The 17,351-nt window shown below is 42.4% G+C and carries 10 protein-coding genes; 5 read left to right on the forward strand and 5 right to left on the reverse strand.

What is annotated here, in order from left to right; genetic code table 11:
- The 3 genes from OSCI_RS21840 to OSCI_RS21850 all read left to right on the forward strand — a co-directional run.
- Positions 1-778, forward strand: a 778-nt coding sequence (locus OSCI_RS21840; protein ID WP_157135585.1) for a response regulator, incomplete at its 5' end; no start/stop codon positions are given.
- A gap of 700 nt (positions 779-1,478) precedes the next feature.
- Positions 1,479-2,372: a hypothetical protein gene (locus tag OSCI_RS21845; protein ID WP_007357328.1), complete on the forward strand. Its 894-nt coding sequence runs from the start codon at positions 1,479-1,481 to the stop codon at positions 2,370-2,372.
- 350 nt (positions 2,373-2,722) lie between these two features.
- On the forward strand, positions 2,723-4,810 hold the full coding sequence (locus OSCI_RS21850) for a HEAT repeat domain-containing protein (protein WP_007357329.1): 2,088 nt from the start codon (positions 2,723-2,725) through the stop codon (positions 4,808-4,810).
- 132 nt (positions 4,811-4,942) lie between these two features.
- Here OSCI_RS21850 and OSCI_RS21855 read toward each other — a convergent pair whose 3' ends face one another.
- The 3 genes from OSCI_RS21855 to OSCI_RS21865 form a co-directional block, all read right to left on the reverse strand.
- Positions 4,943-5,917 carry a glycosyltransferase gene (locus OSCI_RS21855; protein WP_007357330.1) on the reverse strand — a complete coding sequence of 325 codons (975 nt, stop codon included), beginning with the start codon at positions 5,915-5,917 and terminating at the stop codon, positions 4,943-4,945.
- 82 nt (positions 5,918-5,999) lie between these two features.
- The gene (locus OSCI_RS21860; RefSeq protein ID WP_007357331.1) at positions 6,000-8,255 is read right to left on the reverse strand and encodes a hypothetical protein; all 2,256 of its coding nucleotides are present in this window, start codon (positions 8,253-8,255) and stop codon (positions 6,000-6,002) included.
- Between the two features lie 247 nt (positions 8,256-8,502).
- A complete protein-coding gene (locus tag OSCI_RS21865; RefSeq protein ID WP_007357332.1) occupies positions 8,503-10,647 on the reverse strand; it encodes a polyribonucleotide nucleotidyltransferase in 2,145 nt (714 codons plus the stop codon).
- A 313-nt stretch (positions 10,648-10,960) separates the two neighbouring features.
- Between OSCI_RS21865 and OSCI_RS21870 the strand changes: the two genes are divergently transcribed.
- Positions 10,961-14,290: a DEAD/DEAH box helicase gene (locus OSCI_RS21870; RefSeq protein ID WP_007357333.1), complete on the forward strand. Its 3,330-nt coding sequence runs from the start codon at positions 10,961-10,963 to the stop codon at positions 14,288-14,290.
- Positions 14,291-14,453: 163 nt separating this feature from the next.
- Positions 14,454-15,299, forward strand: coding sequence for an SWIM zinc finger family protein (locus tag OSCI_RS21875; protein ID WP_007357334.1), 846 nt, complete (start codon positions 14,454-14,456; stop codon positions 15,297-15,299).
- Positions 15,300-15,306: 7 nt separating this feature from the next.
- On the opposite strand, the gene OSCI_RS21880 is transcribed toward OSCI_RS21875, so the two are convergent.
- Both OSCI_RS21880 and queG read right to left on the reverse strand, forming a co-directional pair.
- On the reverse strand, positions 15,307-15,939 hold the full coding sequence (locus tag OSCI_RS21880) for an HAD-IA family hydrolase (RefSeq protein ID WP_007357335.1): 633 nt from the start codon (positions 15,937-15,939) through the stop codon (positions 15,307-15,309).
- 196 nt (positions 15,940-16,135) lie between these two features.
- Positions 16,136-17,089, reverse strand: a complete 954-nt coding sequence (gene queG, locus OSCI_RS21885) for a tRNA epoxyqueuosine(34) reductase QueG (protein WP_007357336.1) — start codon at positions 17,087-17,089, stop codon at positions 16,136-16,138.
- Between the last annotated feature and the right edge of the window lie 262 nt (positions 17,090-17,351).

Genomic DNA, 17,351 nt, shown 5'->3' on the forward strand with positions numbered 1-17,351 from the left:
CTCGCTCCCCAGCCCCCCCGCTCCCCAGCCCCCCAGCCCCCCCGCTCCCCACTCCCCTCGTCCCGAATCAAACTCCTACGTGGAAATCACCGTGCGTGATACTGGAAAAGGTATTGCTGCTGAGTTTTTGCCTTATGTTTTTGAACGCTTCCGACAAGCAGATGGCTCTGTAACTAGGACTTATGGCGGATTAGGATTAGGATTAGCGATCGCTCGCCACTTAGTGGAACTGCACGGTGGTACCATTAACGCTCATAGTGAGGGAGAAGGCAAAGGTTCGACTTTTATAGTCAGGCTGCCCCTCAAACAGAGTATTGACAGTCGCGGATTGGGAATTTCGCCAACAGTCCCATCTCTACCTAGTATCGAAGCTCCACCCCCTAACGAACTTTCGGGTCTCCAAGTTTTGGTAGTCGAAGATGAGTCAGACACTCGCGAGTTTTTGGTCGCTTTGCTAGAAGAGTATGAAGCAACTGCGATCGCGGTGGCTTCAGTGGAAGAAGCGATCGCAGCTTTGGAGCATTGGCAGCCAGATATTTTAGTCAGCGACATTGGGATACCTCTTGAGGATGGCTACTCACTAATCCGCAAGGTGAGAGCTTCAGAAGCTTTCCAGGGAGAACATTTGCCTGCTTTAGCTCTAACTGCCTATGCTAGGGAACAAGACCGAGCGCAAGCTTTGGAAGCAGGCTTTGATGCTCACATCGCCAAACCAATTGAACCCAAGCAATTGCTAGTAGCCTTAGCTAATTTGGTTGTTAACTATAGCAACCGCTAGGGGCTAGGGGCTACGATGCTCAGGGCTAGGGAAAGAAGGGAAGAAGGGGAAGAGGCGAAGGACGGAAAGAGGGGAAGAGAGTTAATGGTTTTAGCCCTGAGCGAGTGTCTTCACTAACGAAAGCGGTTGCTATCTTAAATCATATTTACTATTAAGTGGTCGGACATAATTAAACGTAGGGTGGGCGATCGCGGCAGGGAGGGTAAAAACCCTGCATCGTCTGCTACTGAAAGAGCTTTGAGAGATATAGCAACCGCCAGGGCGGTTAGGGGCTAGGGGCTAGGGGCTAGGGACTAGGGAAAGAAGGGAAAGAAGGGAAAGAAGGGAAGAAAGTCAATAGTTTGGGCCATGAGCGAGTGTCGTAACCGTTGTGGCGGTTGCTATATAGTGTCAACACCAGCAATGGACAAATGAAGTTATTTGTCAATGTCCTATTTACAGGTATTGACTTTTTTATATGAAAATTACAATGATTAGTTTTACTCTGCTAGGACTTACGCACCCAACCAAAGAAACCGGGTTTTTTTACGAAAATACTTCGTTCTGCATAGCAGCCTTCTGCCTCCTGCGTGACCCACAGATTCTCTGAAAAAGCCGGTTTCTATGGCCATGAGCGTAAGTCTTGTCTGCTTTAAGTACAAAGTTAAGTACAAAAATATTTAGCAGATTGTTGTTGTCTATTCAGGGTGCGATTAAGGTTATGAAAAAATCTGCTAAATTCACAAAAAATACATCTTGTATAGTTGATTGTCAACATATTTTTGATGAACCCGAAAATCGGCGGAGTTTGACTATTCCTCTAGCTTTTTGTTTGAGTGCAATCTCGTTTTTGCTATTGCCAACTAACAAGATGACTTTGGGCGAGTCACTAATCAATAAAGCTTTTAACGAATTTCCCAATTCTATTTTAGATGTTTCTGCGTCCTATGCAGTTAATGTGGTGAACAAACCTCCAACTGCCATAAAACCGAACCGTAAGACTTCTCTTGCCGAGCGAGTTATCCGCTATATGAAAAGTCAAGGATATCAAGTGTTTACAGGCGAAGGAAATTACAACATTGTGTATATTGAGGGCATGAATCTAGATGGAAAACTAAACAAGAACGAACCGAATAAATTTAATGACTTACGATTAGCGATCGAAGTGATTGATGGTAAGCCTCGGCTCGTAAAAAAGTGGGAAGCAACCACAGAACCCGGAATTTATTACACAGATCATCCTCAAGATGTTATGGGAGCTTTCCGTATCAAGCCGGGTCAATATACAGCTTGGGAAATAGGCTATCATTGGGGAAATGGTGGTGATGCTCAGGAAGCCTTAGTACAGACAAAACAAATCTCAGGATACAGAGATTTGTACAAGACGTACAAGAGAGAAGGTAAAATCTATACTGGCTTATATGATATTAACCAACATCACGGCAATAATTTGCCGCTTGATGATATTGGTTTTTATGGCGCGGGTTGTTTAGTGGGTCGGACAAGTGCGGGACATCAAGAGTTTCTAGAACTTCTTAAAAGCGATATGAGGTATAAAAAAAAGGCTGATTTCGTATTTACTACTACGATAATTTTAGGGAATTCTTTGCAATGAAATCATATCTATAGTAATTCTTACATGACTTACGCACCAACCTCATAAACCGGGTTTTTTTACGAAAATACTTCATTGTTACTTCTACTTTCTGCCTCCTGCCTCCTGCCTCCTGCCTCCTGCCTTCTGCGTGACCCACAGATGCTCTCAAAAACCCGGTTTCTAGAGCTATGAGTGTAAGTCCTATTATTATTGGGCGGCTTTTAGGGTTCGAGGGGAATGGTAATATAGCAGAAGGTACAAGGTCTAAGGGTAGAAACATTATAGTTATCTAGAAGGGCAAAAATGCCTTAATCTATAAAAATAGCAATCAGATTCGTGCCAGCTACCTGGAAACTGCCTCGACACCTATGTTACAAAAACTTATTGCCGACAATAATGCCCGGACTGCGGCGGAGTTAATCGTAGAACAAGTTCAATCTGGCAAGCTGACTACAGCCGAACTCAAAACACAAATTTTCGGGGGACACTGGCGGGAAGCATCCTGGCATGAAGTCCTACGGCTGGTTGCAGGAGGCTTGGATGAACAGGGTGTATCAGAAATTATTGAGTATTTGATTGACCAAAACGGTCAAGAAGAAAGATTTATCAATCTGTTTTTGGCAGCTCAATGTCTGTTAGAAACAAAAAATCGGGATAAAGTAACAGTTGATACTAGATTGCTCAATTCTTTTAAGAGTTTATCTCAGTACGGTACTGGCTTTCTGATTTTATATCAAAGCGCTCAAGAGTTGCAGGAAACTTATCAAGTACGATCGCAGGCAATTAGAGCGATCGCGACTACTTGGAAACACCAATCGGAAACCTATACTTGGCTGTTGAATCTGCTTGAGTCCAACGACACTGGGGAAGTCCGCGCCGCCGCCGCTCAAGAATTGGCACGGGGTTGGTCTCAAGTGGGAGATATGGAGTTCCTGCTCAAAAACTTAGCTCAATCTGATGGCAGTTGGGCCGTGCGATCGGCAGCAGCTCAAGAGTTGGCAAGGGGTTGGCGGGAAGCGACAGGTACATTACCTTTGCTGTTACACCTCGCGGAGTTAGATAGCAGTCCCGCAGTCCGCACTGTAGGGGTGCAGGAATTAGCTAAAAATTGGCCAAATCAAACGAATATCTTGGTTTTACTGAGAAAAATTGCTGAAACTGACGAAAGTTTAACGGTGCGAGTAGCAGCTTGGGAAGCGATCGCCAGGGGGTGGTCGGAGGATGCTGAAACTTTGTCCCAAATCAAAAAACTAACCCAGACAAGCAGTTTAACTCTGCGAATAGTGGCGCTGCGAGAATTGGCGCGGGGTTGGCGAGACGATCGAGATACTTTGTCTTTGCTGAGGGGGTTAGCCCAGTCTGACGAGAGTAAGGAAGTGCGAAAAGCTGCATTAGAAGAGTTGGGGAAGGGTTGGGGGGGCGATCGCGATATTTATCTGTTACTGAAAACCATAGCCGAATCTGAGGCTAATTCCGCAGTCCGAGAAGTGGCTGTACAAGCAATAGCTAGAGGATGGCAAGATTTCCCGGAAACTTGGACTTTTGTGAAAATTGTAGCCGAGAGCGATCGCGACGTAGAAGTACGGGAAATCGCCCTTCAAGAAATAGCAAGAGGTTGGCCGCAAAGTCCAGAAACATTAACCCTATTAAAAACATTAGCTGAATCGGATGATTATTGGATTGTCCAACAAGCGGCCGTCCAAGAGATAGCTAAACTGCGATCTTCACATCCAGAAATCTTCCACTGGCTAAGAAATCTAGCCGAGTCAAATACTCATTTGAACGTGCGAGAAGCTGCACTCAGAGGAATAGCCAGGGGTTGGCCGCAGGAGTCTGAAACCTTGTCTTTCCTCCAAACTTTAGCTGATTCAGAACCCGATTCCTACCTGCGAACTGTACTCGTCCAAGAAATCGCCCAAGGATGGTCAAACCAACCGGAAACTTTAGCTTGGCTGAAATCTCTAGTTCACTCAAATGATGTAGCGCTAAGGCAGACAGCCGTACAAGAACTTGCTTCCAGGTGGCCTGGCGATGCTGAAACCTTGGCTTTGTTGAAGGCCCAGGCTGAGTGCGACGAGAGCCCAAGTGTCAGACAAGCCGCCGTACAAAAATTAGCACGGGGTTGGAAGAATGACTCGGAAACTTTAGCATGGCTCAAAAGTAGAGCAGAAAGCGATCCTGACTCTCATGTGCGAGTAATTGCAGTCTTGGAATTGATGCGGGGGTGGAAAGAAGAACCAGGAATGTTTGAATTTTTGTGCGATCGCGCTATCAATGACCCTTATAACCAGAAAGGTTCTTTCCCTTACAATCCTCGCTTTACAGCTTTGGAGGCAATTATCGAACACTATCCCCATCATCCCGGAGCACTGTCTCTTTTGCAAGCGCGATCGCTCCACGATTCTGACGAACAAGTAAGGGGTTTAGCAAGTCGCAAGCTCAATAATAATTACTAATTACTAATTGCTAATTGCTAATTGCTAATTGCCAAGTAAATCCACCTAATTAAACATAAGATAAGGATGGCTAAAAAGCTGAATGTATAAACATTCTTCCTTCTCTCCTAGATAACTAAATCCTTCTTCCTTCTACTTAATTGCTAATTTCCCATCTCCCCTATCTTCCCCATCTCCCCCATCTCCTCTATCTTCCCCACCCCCCCCATCCCCCCATCTCCCCCATTTCCCTTCTCCCTTCTCCCAAAACAATCCGGCTGCAATTCCCACTTGCGAAAGTATAAATAATCCTGCAATTAACAGCATTTTTATACCTGATGGCTGGGAAAAAGGATAAGTTAGTAAATTGAGATAAAATGAGGGATGCTGCATTTGCCTACTACCACGTTCAGCGCTGATTTGCTGAAAACGGAAAGCACCGCGACCATAATTGAATTGCTGCTGCCAAAATTTACTCAGCGTCAGTTCGTGAGCATGATAAACTACAACTTCAGGAGCATAGATCATACAGTAGCCTCGATCGAGCAAGCGATCGCAAAATTCCCGGTCTTCACCAGCAGCCAGAGGAAAAGTAGTATCAAACCCGCCTATACTTTGAAAATAAGCTGTTGATATGGCAAAATTATTAGAAGCAAAAAATCGCGCTCGATCGGGATTAGCATTATAATAACTATAAAGATAATCGATGAGTTGTTGACTAGCAGTAGAATAAAGATTATCGGGCAAAGCGTTAACAGTTTTACCACCCACTAAACAATCGGGTATAGCCGTAACTCTAATTTCTAAATTTTTCAGCCAATCAGCAGCCGACGTACAATCATCATCAGTAAATACCAAAAACTTACCTTTTGCCGCCATTGCACCCATATTTCGAGCTTTTGCCGGCCCTGAATTTGGTTGTGTTAGTAGTGATATATTCAGCCACTTTTCAAAGGGAATCACATAATTTTCTAGTGGCATTTTACTACCATCATCGACAACAATCACCTCAAAATAATCGCGGGGATAATCAACTTTAACTAACGCCTGAAGACAAATACATAACCGATCGGGACGGTTATAAGTAGGAATAATTACAGAAAATAAAGGTGGTTCTTTATTAAGCATTATTTTGTTAATTGTTAGTGGTTTGTAACGCCGCCCTTTGGGTGGTAATATACCGCCCAGAGAACGGTTTTACCGAGTGCAATTATTTACTTTTCAATCGATATAACACAGACTTTTGACTAACATTTTCACCCCAAACAGATTCCAAATACCCATCATCACTCGTTAACCAAGATACAGTTTTCTTCGTATTTTCATCAAGGGAAGTCAAAGGCCCTAATGCAACTATTTTAACGCCATTTTGCCGCAAATTATCAGCCCATTTAGTACTCTGATTAAATTTTTCTTTCAAGGGAATATATAAAACTTGCCGATTTAGGTTTTTTCCGTAAAAAAGGTAACTGCGGTGACTTAAAAAGAATCCAATTTTTTCACCAGGAAGTGTATTCTTTTCAAGATAGTCATACATTCCTTGATAAATTTCAGTCCGATTTACCTCTCGTTTTTCTCGCCACACCCAAGTTGTACTAGCTATTAACGCTATACAACTACAAATCACAATTGTCTGACTTAAACGCTGAAAGGGAGGTAATAGTGTTGTTAGAAATCTACTCTGAGATAATTGCCAAGTCAGGAGATAAATAAACAATAAATAAATCAAATAAATTCCTACATATTTGCATATATCAATCAGGTTAGGGCCCAGTATTGCGATTACTGTTTTACTAGCTTCTATCGGAGAAGATTTAAACTGGTCAATCAGTTTACTACCCCAAATTATACTATTTCCCGTAAAAGAGGCATTCTTGATAGCATCAAAAATCTCACTGCTAAAAATACCTACAATACTGCTAATTAAAACAGTTAATACAATTAATTTATCTGTAGTTCTGACTAAGGTAGCACTCACGGCTGCGGTGACAGCGATCGTGCTTAAAAATGGAAATCCATATCTTAGATTAAATCCTAACAAAGGGCCTAGCTGACCAACTATTTCGCCTCCAGTACCAGAACTAAATGGTGTAATAAAATACAAAAAACCTGTGCCAACAAGTAAAATAATCAAAGAAACAAATTTCTCATTTATTGGGGGTATTCGCTTCTTAAAGCTGGCGAAAACTAGCCATGCTAATATCTGGCATGACATGGCGATGAATGGCAACTGCAATCTAGCAATTATTTGGGAGATAAAAATTTGCCAATTAGATATTTTTGTGATGTCAAATTGATTCAATAAAGTGCTTTTCCAAATCTTTAAATATTCGGGTGATTCTAAATTTTTCGGCGGTGGAGATACAGGCAGACTTGGCGAAAGTACAGTAAAATTCTGAATTGGATGATTGATGTGCAGAAGGTTTCGCACATACCAAAATCCTCCTAGAAACAATAATAGGGCTATTCCTAAGAATAGTAGGGGTGATTTTAGCTGAAAATTAAATTGTGTATTTTTGGGTCTTAACCAGATTTTTTTAAGTTCTAATATTGCCAATCCCCCCAAAATAAAAGCCCCATAAATAATGGCGGTGATTTTAATGCCTGTAAACAGTCCCAAGGCAGCCAAAAATAGAGCAAAATCAGATATAATTCTGCGGCTATAATAAGATAAGCCAAAATATAGACTTACAGTAAACAATGCAGACAATGGTAAATCTATATGAATAGTATTAACCTGGTTAATCATCATCGGCACAGTCAACAATAAAGATGAAGCTGCCATGCTATTGATGCGACTTGCACCAAAATAAATGCTCAAAAGATAGACGGAAATTCCCTGGATTATCCAAGCAATTAGCTGAGGAAAAGCTACGAGGAAATCTTCGCCAAAAGGGAGAACGGATAGAAAATTTAAAATGTGCCAATTATAAGGGTAAACTATGGCATCTTGGTGATCGAAGATCCAATTTCCTGTTGAGTCTAATAAAGTTAAAGCACCTGTTTGGTACCAGCGAGAGATGGCGGGTAAGTGAAACCACAAAGAATCGTAGTTAGTGATTGGCTTGGTTGCTATTATCAACAAGAGAACCAGCGCCACAGCAGCCGCAGAACTAATAATTAGTAGTTCAATTTTATTGAGTGGTTGTTTGAGCTTTGGTAGCTTTGCAAGCACAAATGAAAAAGTATATTTTTTTAAATAAATCAGACAAAAACCGATAATAGAAATAATAAGTTCTGTAAAAATAACTGGAGTTAGAGTTAGTTTTTCAAAGGTTCCTAAAATTAGACCTAGACTAACTTGAATAATACTCCATGCTGTTAATATTACTAATAAAAAATGGGGTAAGGAAGATTTAATATTGTCGGTTTGATTAATCAGAGCAAAACATAAACATAAAGGCAATGGCCCCAATAAAATCACTAGAAATAATATTAACTCCCACAGATGTTGTAGTATTACCATGATTCCTCAAAGCAGAAGGCAGAAGGCAGAAGACAGAAAATATATAAAGGCAGAATAATTTAGTTATCTATAAAGTTATTTATAAGGGCAGAATTTATCAAAAAAAGACTTATATATATTTTTTTTACTGGTTTTAACAGTTAACAGTTAACAGTTAACTGTGGGGAACTAGGTAATTGCTAATCGGCAATTAGTAATCTGCAATTACCTATTACCAATTACCAATTAGCCATTCCTCGTTATCAGTTTATCGCTCGCGGGCGGCGGCGGCTTCATCTGGGTGAATGTTCAAGCGCGTTAAATTAATCCGGCCTTTGTTGTCAATCTCCCGCACTTTCACGATCACTTCATCGGCAACAGCCAACTCATCTTCGACTTTACCTACGCGGTAATCCGCTAATTGGGAAATATGAATCATTCCCTCTTTTCCAGGTAAAATCTCGACAAAAGCACCGATCGGAATAATCCTGGTGACGCGACCAACGTAGACATCTCCAGCATTTAGCTTGCGCGTCATGCCTTGGATAATATTGTAGGCGCGAGCGGCTCTTTCACTATCGTTACCTGCGATCGTTACAGTGCCGTCGTCGTCAATGTCAATTTTTACGCCTGTTTCTTCGGTGATGGCTTTAATGGTTTTACCACCTGGGCCGATAACTAAACCGATGAATTCGGGTTCAATCTTCAGCGTCAGCAGGCGAGGCGCGAAGGGTGACATCGTTGTGCGCGGTTTGTCAATGGTAGAGAGCATTTTCTCTAAAATGTGCAGCCGCGCGGGTTTGGCTTTGTGGATGGCTTCTGCGATTACCTGTAAGGGTAAACCAGATATTTTCATGTCCATCTGCAAAGCTGTAATCCCGGTATCGGTGCCCGCTACTTTAAAGTCCATGTCGCCTAAGAAGTCTTCAATCCCCTGAATGTCTGTGAGGATGCGGACTTCATCGCCTTCTTTAATTAATCCCATCGCCGCGCCGCTTACAGGTTGGATCAGGGGAACGCCTGCGTCCATTAATGCTAGCGTCGAGGCGCAAACGGAACCCATTGAGGTGGAACCGTTGGAGGAAAGGACTTCTGAAACTACCCGGATTACATAGGGGAAATCTGCTTGCGGAGGCAATACGGGGAGGATTGCCCGTTCTGCTAGGGCTCCGTGACCGATTTCCCGTCGTCCGGGCGATCGCATCGGTCTGGTTTCTCCGACAGAGTAAGGGGGGAAGTTATAGTGATGCAAATAGCGCTTTTCGTCTTGGGGGTGTAAGTCATCTCCCAAGTCCTGGGCATCTCCCGGAGTTCCGAGAGTGACAGCAGACATCACTTGAGTTAAGCCGCGATTAAACAGCGAACTCCCGTGAACTCGTGAGGGCAATACGCTGACGCGACAGGACACTGGGCGCACTTCGTCTAGCTTGCGGCCGTCCACGCGCACGCCGTCTTCGACGATTTGGCGGCGCATCAGCTTTTTGGTGACATCTTTGAAGACATTAGCGATCGCTTTGCTATCAACACCTGCGGCTACGCGCACGGGATCGTCTTCGGCAAGTTCTGCGATCGCAGCTACCACCGCTGCTGCCTTCACCTCATCTAAGGCGGTATCGCGAGCTTTTTTATCTAACTCAAATTGAGATAGAATTTGTTTGATCGGAGCTTCGGCGCGATCGCGGATAAAATTCTCCAGCGTCGGGTCTGTTTCCGGCCTCTCCTCCCGTATCAACTCAATCCCCAACTCCGCCATGATTTCCCGCTGAGCCTGAATCAAATCAGACGCAGCCTCGTAACCAAAATCAATGGCCTCAATAATATCCCGCTCTGGTAACTGGTTAGCACCCGCTTCCACCATGATCACCCCGTCGGGGGAACCCGCTACCACCAGATCCAATTCACCCGTCTTAATCTCCTTATAGGTTGGGTTGATAATAAAATCATCACCCACCAAACCTACGCGCACCGCCGCCATCGGGCCGTAAAACGGCATCTTTGCCAGCAGCACCGCCACTGAAGCCCCCGTCACCGCCAGCACATCCGGCGGCACTTCCTCGTCCATCGAGAGCGTTGTAGCCACAACCTGAATGTCGTCCCGCAACCAGCTTGGAAACAGCGGCCGCAGCGGACGGTCAATCAAACGACCCGTGAGAGTTACTTTTTCTGGCGGACGACCTTCCCGCCGCAAAAAACCACCCGGAATTTTACCTCCGGCATATAATCTCTCTTCGTAATCTACCAGCAGGGGCAAGAAATCAATCCCTTCTCGACCCTGTGCGCGGGTAGCTGTGACTAAAACCGAGGTGTCTCCCGACTGGATCAAAACAGCACCTCCTGCCTGCGGTGCTAGTAAGCCAATCTTCAGCCTAATATCCCGTCCATCAAAGGATATTGACCTGTCTATATCTACCATGTAGTCGTCTTTCCTTTATCTACCACAGTTCTTTCTCTGTGGCAATCGTAACATTAGAACAGCTAGAGTGCGAGAGGGAATTAAAAATTAAAAATTAAAAATTAAAAATTAATACCGTAACGCCGCAGGAAATTAAAAATTAAAAATTAAAAATTAAAAGTTAATGCCGTAACACCGCTCTCTGGGCGGCGCTACGCGATCGGTGCGTAAGTCCTAAGATGATATTATGAGCTTACTACTTACAATAATTGAATCAATAGCACTAAATATAGATAGCTCTTCCAAATAATCGGAGAGTATAAGGATAAAATAAATGGCAATTTTACACGGTACTTGGCTACTAGAGCGCGGCGGTTATTTATTTATTTGGGGAGAAACTTGGCGGAGAATTACCCCAAGCTCTACCCCTGAAACTAGCGAATATTTGCACAATCCATATACAATGGGGGAAGCAGAATTAAATAATTTCTTAATATCGTTACACCAATCAAAAAAACTAAATCGGCTCTTACCAGAAATCGACGAAAAGCCACAAAAAAATCACCCGGAAACCCAAAAGCAAAAAAAAGGTAAGTCGAAGACATCCCAGAAAATTAAAGACCCAGAAATTACCACCTCAAAATTATCAAATCGGTGGGAAAATCGCGCGATCGCACTCCCCACCCAGATATTAGCATCCACTGAAAATCTCATCCCCCTGCATTCCGCAACCACATCTTTAGAAAGTACAGAAACAGAATCGCAGTACCTTTACCCCTGGCAAATAGAAGGATTCTATCTTCATCCCCTAGAAGCATTTACCTTCTTACAAGCACTCCCCCTTGGTGCAGATGCAGAATCTTTTGTCGGCTCGGACTTACGTTTTTGGTCGCACGTCAGTAGATGGAGTTTAGATTTACTAGCTAGAGGTAAATTCTTACCAGCATTAGAAAGCTTAAACGGTTCTAAAATAGCAATTTGGCAGCCCTTACTCGACAGCGAAACAGATCGAATTCGCCTCGCAAATTTTGCCAAACAAATGCCAACTGCTTGCCGTACTTACCAGAAGGAAGAAGGAAGAAGGAAGAAGGAAGAAGGAAGAGGGGACAACCAAGAAGAAATTTACCAATCACCAATTACCAATTACCAATTACCAAAATCAATAGATTTGCCACCAACTTCTCAAGAATTGCTGAAAGGCTTTTTGAGCAGAATCATCGATACTCAAGTGCGAATATCCTGCCATGAAAATTTAGAAATCGCAGCAATAAACCCTGTACGCGGATGGCTAAAAGCCTTAAAACAAGAGTCCAATATTGTAGAATTAGAACCAGATAACTTAGAACGTTTAGAAAATGCGATCGCCGCTTGGAAATCCCCACTTTTAGCCCTCGCAGAACAAAATCAATTTCGCACTGGATTTCACCTAATTCCACCCTCATCAGGCAAAAGAGACTGGACTTTAAATTACTGTCTGCAAGCAGCCGATGACCCACAATTTTTAGTAGATGCAACAACTATCTGGAATCACCCAGTAGAGCGTTTAAATTATCGAGGAAGGACATTAGAATTTCCTCAAGAAAACCTCCTAAGTGGCTTGGGTTTAGCTTCAAAACTTTATCCCTTAATCGAACCAACATTACAACAGCAAAGCCCTCAATATTGTCACCTTAACCCGCTGCAAGCTTACGAATTTATCAAGTCATTTGCGTGGCGATTTACTGACACCGGATTAGGTGTAATTTTGCCGCCGAGTTTAACGAATAGGGAAGGATGGGCAAGTCGTTTAGGATTAAGTATTCAAGCAGAAACGCCGACTACCTCATTAAAAACTGCTGACAACCGGATAGGCTTACAAAGCCTACTAAATTTCAAGTGGAAATTAACCATCGGCGGACAACAAATTTCCAAAGCAGAATTTGACAGACTAATCGCTCTTAATTCGCCTTTAGTAGAAATAAACGGCGAGTGGGTAGAATTACGAGCTCCCGATGTCAAAGCTGCTCAAGCTTTTTTTGCCAGTCGCAAAGATCAAATGACACTTTCTTTAGAAGATGCTTTGCGTTTAGCTTCCGGCGACACTCAGACAATAGAAAAACTTCCAGTAGTTAGCTTTGAAGCCACAGGTCAACTTCAGGAATTACTCAATACTCTCAGTAACAATGAATCAGTAAATGCCATCAATCCTAAGAGTTTTCAGGGAGAATTGCGCCCATATCAAGCACGAGGAGTTGGCTGGTTATCTTTCTTAGAAAAATGGGGGTTGGGGGCTTGTTTAGCGGACGATATGGGGATGGGAAAAACCGCAGAGCTCATCGCTTTTCTGCTGCACCTGCAAGAACAAGAATTACTAGAAAGTCCTACCTTACTCGTTTGTCCGACCTCAGTATTAGGCAACTGGGAGCGTGAAGTCAAGAAATTCGGGCCTAGCCTGAAAGTTTTACAACATTACGGCAATAAACGACCTAAAGGTAAAGCCTTTGCTACTGCAATTAAAGGCAAGGATTTGATAATTACCAGCTATCCGCTAGTTTACCGAGATGCGAAAGAACTTCAGAGCATTAAATGGCAAGGTGTAGTCTTAGATGAAGCTCAAAATATTAAGAACTCAGAGGCAAAACAATCGCAAGCAGTGCGACAGATAGAAGCTTCATTTAAAATTGCTCTAACGGGTACACCCGTAGAGAATAGACTGCAAGAATTGTGGTCAATCTTAGAGTTTCTTAATCCTGGTTATTTAGGACAGCGTAATTTCTTCCAGAGACGATTTGCAATACCGATTGAGAAATATGGGGATAAAGACTCTTTACAGACTTTGCGCTCCCTTGTTCAACCCTTTATTTTGCGTCGCCTTAAAACGGACAAAACCATTATCCAAGACTTGCCAGAAAAACAAGAAATGACAGTATTTTGTCCTCTGTCACTTGACCAAGCTGACATTTATCAAAAAGTTGTTGAAGAGTCATTAGCAGCTATTGAATCTGCTGATGGCATCCAGCGGCGAGGAATGATACTTGCCTTGCTAGTTAAGCTCAAGCAAATCTGTAACTATCCAATTTTATCGAAGGAAGAAGGGAAGAGTAAAAAATTAGAAATTAACTCTCAAGAATCAGGAAAGTTACAGCGACTTGATGAAATGTTAGAAGAGGTTTTATCAGCCGAAGACCGGGCCTTAATCTTTACCCAATTTGCCGAATGGGGACATCTACTCAAAGCCCATTTAGAAAAACACTTAGGTAGAGAAATATTATTCCTATATGGTGGCACTCGCCAACAGCAACGAGAAGAAATGATCGACCGTTTCCAGCATGACCCTCAAGGGCCCCCGATTATGATTTTATCCTTAAAAGCTGGCGGTACTGGTCTGAACTTAACGCGAGCTACCCACGTTTTCCACTATGACAGATGGTGGAATCCAGCAGTAGAAAATCAGGCAACAGACCGCGTTTTTCGTATCGGTCAAACGCGCAATGTGCAAGTACATAAATTCGTTTGCACGGGTACTTTAGAAGAGAAAATTCATGACATGATAGAAAGTAAAAAAGCTCTAGCTGAGCAAGTAGTTGGCGGTGGCGAAAATTGGCTTACAGAACTTGATACAGACCAATTACGTAATTTACTAATACTAGACCGCAATGCTATCATTGAAGAAGAAGGAGAGTAATATAGCAAGCTTAAATCATTCATACAGATTTGTAGGGGTAGTGCCCCCGTGCCTACCCCCGTAGGCGTAGCCAGCCGCAGGCATTGATACGGGCAACCACAGGGGAATTGCCCCTACATTGATTGTACAACTTTAAATTCAAAAACTAAAACCTAAAATACCTATGAGCGACAAACAATGGTGGACAGAACAATGGCTTGATTTGATCAATTCCTATCGTTTTAAAAAGCGTTTAGAACGAGGCTGGAAGTATGCAAGAGAGGGTAACGTTCTGAGCATTGAGTTTCAAGGTCAAAAGGTAATTGCCCAAGTTAGAGGCACAGAACCAGAACCATATCAAATTTCTCTTTGGCTAGATACTTTCAGCGACGAAGATTGGGGTTATATCACTGAAAATATGGCTCAAAGAGCAGTTTTTTCTGCCAAACTATTAGCAGGAGAAATGCCCCAAAATATTGAAGATGTATTTGCCGTTGCTGGTAAGAGACTATTTCCCTTTAACTTGTCCGATGTTCATTCCCAATGTAGTTGTCCCGATAAAGCCAATCCTTGTAAACACATTAGTGCAGTTTACTACTTGTTAGGAGAACGCTTCAGCGAAGACCCATTTGTACTCTTTCAACTCCGAGGACGAACCAAAGAACAAATTTTGACAAAACTGCGACAATTGCGAGGAAAAGGAGAGGAAAACAGTGCTAAAGTTGACTCAGAGGAAAATTCCACGATTACCAATTACCAATTACCAATTACCAATTACCAATTACCAAAAGTTTACCAGTTTTGGGAATATAACCAAAAGCTAGAATCATCTCTAGTAGTAATAGTACCGCCGCCAGCCAGCGAAACAGTTTTAGATATTTTAGGGCCACTAATTCTAGCAACTGATGGAGATAAAAGTAACAAATCAACTTCTCCAATGGAGGCCGCTATGCAGTATTTACGTAAAGTTTACCAGGATGTTAGCCAGCAAGCAGTGCTAACAGCATTAAACCGAGGCGAAACAGATTAATCCCCGATCACCAGTTTTTTATAACTTCAATTAATTGATGGGGGTGTTCGATCAAAAAATCAGGTTTATGTTCTGCCAAAGCTGCTTTTGCATTAAATCCCCAACTCACAGCAATTATTTTAATTTTAGCTTTTTTAGCCGCCTCTATATCCCTCGTTTCATCTCCTACATAAACAACCTCTTCTGGCTTGACAGCAGCTTGCTTTAGCCAATTGTTAATCACTTTGTGTTTGCCAAATAGCGTCGTTCCCGTGTAAATAAAATCAAATATTTCTTCCAACCCGTTTCTCTCCATCAATGCTAAAACATTTTCTTTAGAGTTAGAAGTAATAATCCCCAGTTGATTACCTTGATTTTTTAACTCTAGTAGAGCTTCTTTAATTCCGGGAAACAATCTAATTTCTTGAATTTCATTTCTCAACTCTTTTCTTACTCTTCTCACTAGAAATGGCAGTTTAAACATAGAAATCCCTGAATGCTTGATAATTTCCCAAGAATTTAAGTTTCTAATTTCTGCAAGTTCGTCTTTAGTAGCGGGTTTATAACCAAATTCCACAGATAAGCGGTTAGTAATAGTCACAATCGCATTTAAGGTATCAGCCAAAGTACCGTCAAAATCAAAAATAATTACTTTAGTCATTTTTAATTGTTAGTAGTTATTTGTTAGTTGTTAGTTGTTGACTTGTAGGGTGGGCGCTCGCCGACAACCACCTATTGCTATGAAAAAAATCGCTTTCTGACGAACACCCACCTTACCTTTAGTTAGCAATTAGCAATTAGCAATTAGCAATTAGCAATTAGCCATTAGCCATTAGCAATAAGCAACTAACTAATTATTAATCATTTAATTCACTTTTATTCCTTTCCTGGTTCAACCTAGCATTTCTTCGCCACATCTCTGGCTTAATCCGCCGCAAAGCCGAAGCAGTAAACCTCCGATTCCATTCATCATCTGATATTTCCGCTAGTTCTGTGAGAGTCGGCGCTATATTTTCAGGATAAGGCTGAAACTCCACCATATCCGTTTCCTTAGCAAAACGTTGATTCCAAGGGCAAACATCTTGACAAATATCACAACCTGCAACCCAATTCTGTAAATGAGAAGTAATGGCATCAGGCAACTTCTCATCTCGATTCTCAATCGTATGATAAGCAATACACCGATTAGCATCCACCACAAAAGACTGAGTAATTGCCCCAGTAGGACAAGCATCAATACAGCGAGTACAAGTGCCACAATGTTCGGCGTGAGGAGTATCAGGCATTAACTCCAAATTCGTTAATACTTCCCCCAAAAATATCCAAGAACCATACTCCCGCGAAATTACATTGCCATTCTTCGCAATCCACCCAATACCGGCCCGCTCGGCCCAAACTTTATCTTGTACTGGCCCAGTATCTGCATAATATCGCGCTTCAATTCCCTCACCTTGCGATCGCAGCCAGTTAGTTAACACCTTCAGCTTTTTGTGCATCACCTTGTGGTAATCCCGCCCCCAACCATAGCGAGAAATTTTCGCATATTCTGACCCTTGTGGGCGCTGGTGAGGAGTATAGTAATTGAGGGCAATACATATTAATGACTGTACCTCTGGCATCACTAGACGAATATCCTGGCGCTTTGGATTAGCCATCCATGCCATATCTGCTTGATATCCAGCCTTCAACCAACCCTGCAACCTTTCTACCTCTGAATAAGGGGCATCATCTGCCTGCGCTATCCCCACCTTGTGGAATCCCAATTCTAAAGCTTTCTGCTTAATCTGAGTGCTGGTAATTGGGGATTTCATTGGATGCCTCTCAAGGTTTCAGAAATCTTTCCCAGTTATGGCTTTAGTTTTTTCTGGGATTATCTCTTGATATTTTAGCGCTTATATGATATGGGCGATTATTTAGGATGAGATAAATAACGCAAACTTATAATCTTAATTTTAAAACTACTGAATTTGCAAAGTATGTTGACAAAATGTAATAAATCGTTACATAGTGTAAACAAGGAGAAGAGATTCACGAAGCCCAGATACTGGATTCGCAACTTAACAACAAAAATCT

Source organism: Kamptonema sp. PCC 6506, assembly GCF_000180455.1.
GTDB lineage: Bacteria > Cyanobacteriota > Cyanobacteriia > Cyanobacteriales > Microcoleaceae > Kamptonema > Kamptonema formosum.

What these genes read in the sequence shown, in the direction of transcription:
- OSCI_RS21855 (WP_007357330.1), bottom strand. Translation starts at nt 5,917, where the DNA reads ATGCTTAATAAAGAACCACCTTTATTTTCTGTAATTATTCCTACTTAT.
- OSCI_RS21875 (WP_007357334.1), top strand. Translation starts at nt 14,454, where the DNA reads ATGAGCGACAAACAATGGTGGACAGAACAATGGCTTGATTTGATCAAT.
- queG (WP_007357336.1), bottom strand. Translation starts at nt 17,089, where the DNA reads ATGAAATCCCCAATTACCAGCACTCAGATTAAGCAGAAAGCTTTAGAA.
- OSCI_RS21850 (WP_007357329.1), top strand. Translation starts at nt 2,723, where the DNA reads ATGTTACAAAAACTTATTGCCGACAATAATGCCCGGACTGCGGCGGAG.
- OSCI_RS21860 (WP_007357331.1), bottom strand. Translation starts at nt 8,255, where the DNA reads ATGGTAATACTACAACATCTGTGGGAGTTAATATTATTTCTAGTGATT.
- OSCI_RS21865 (WP_007357332.1), bottom strand. Translation starts at nt 10,647, where the DNA reads ATGGTAGATATAGACAGGTCAATATCCTTTGATGGACGGGATATTAGG.
- OSCI_RS21845 (WP_007357328.1), top strand. Translation starts at nt 1,479, where the DNA reads ATGAAAAAATCTGCTAAATTCACAAAAAATACATCTTGTATAGTTGAT.
- OSCI_RS21870 (WP_007357333.1), top strand. Translation starts at nt 10,961, where the DNA reads ATGGCAATTTTACACGGTACTTGGCTACTAGAGCGCGGCGGTTATTTA.
- OSCI_RS21880 (WP_007357335.1), bottom strand. Translation starts at nt 15,939, where the DNA reads ATGACTAAAGTAATTATTTTTGATTTTGACGGTACTTTGGCTGATACC.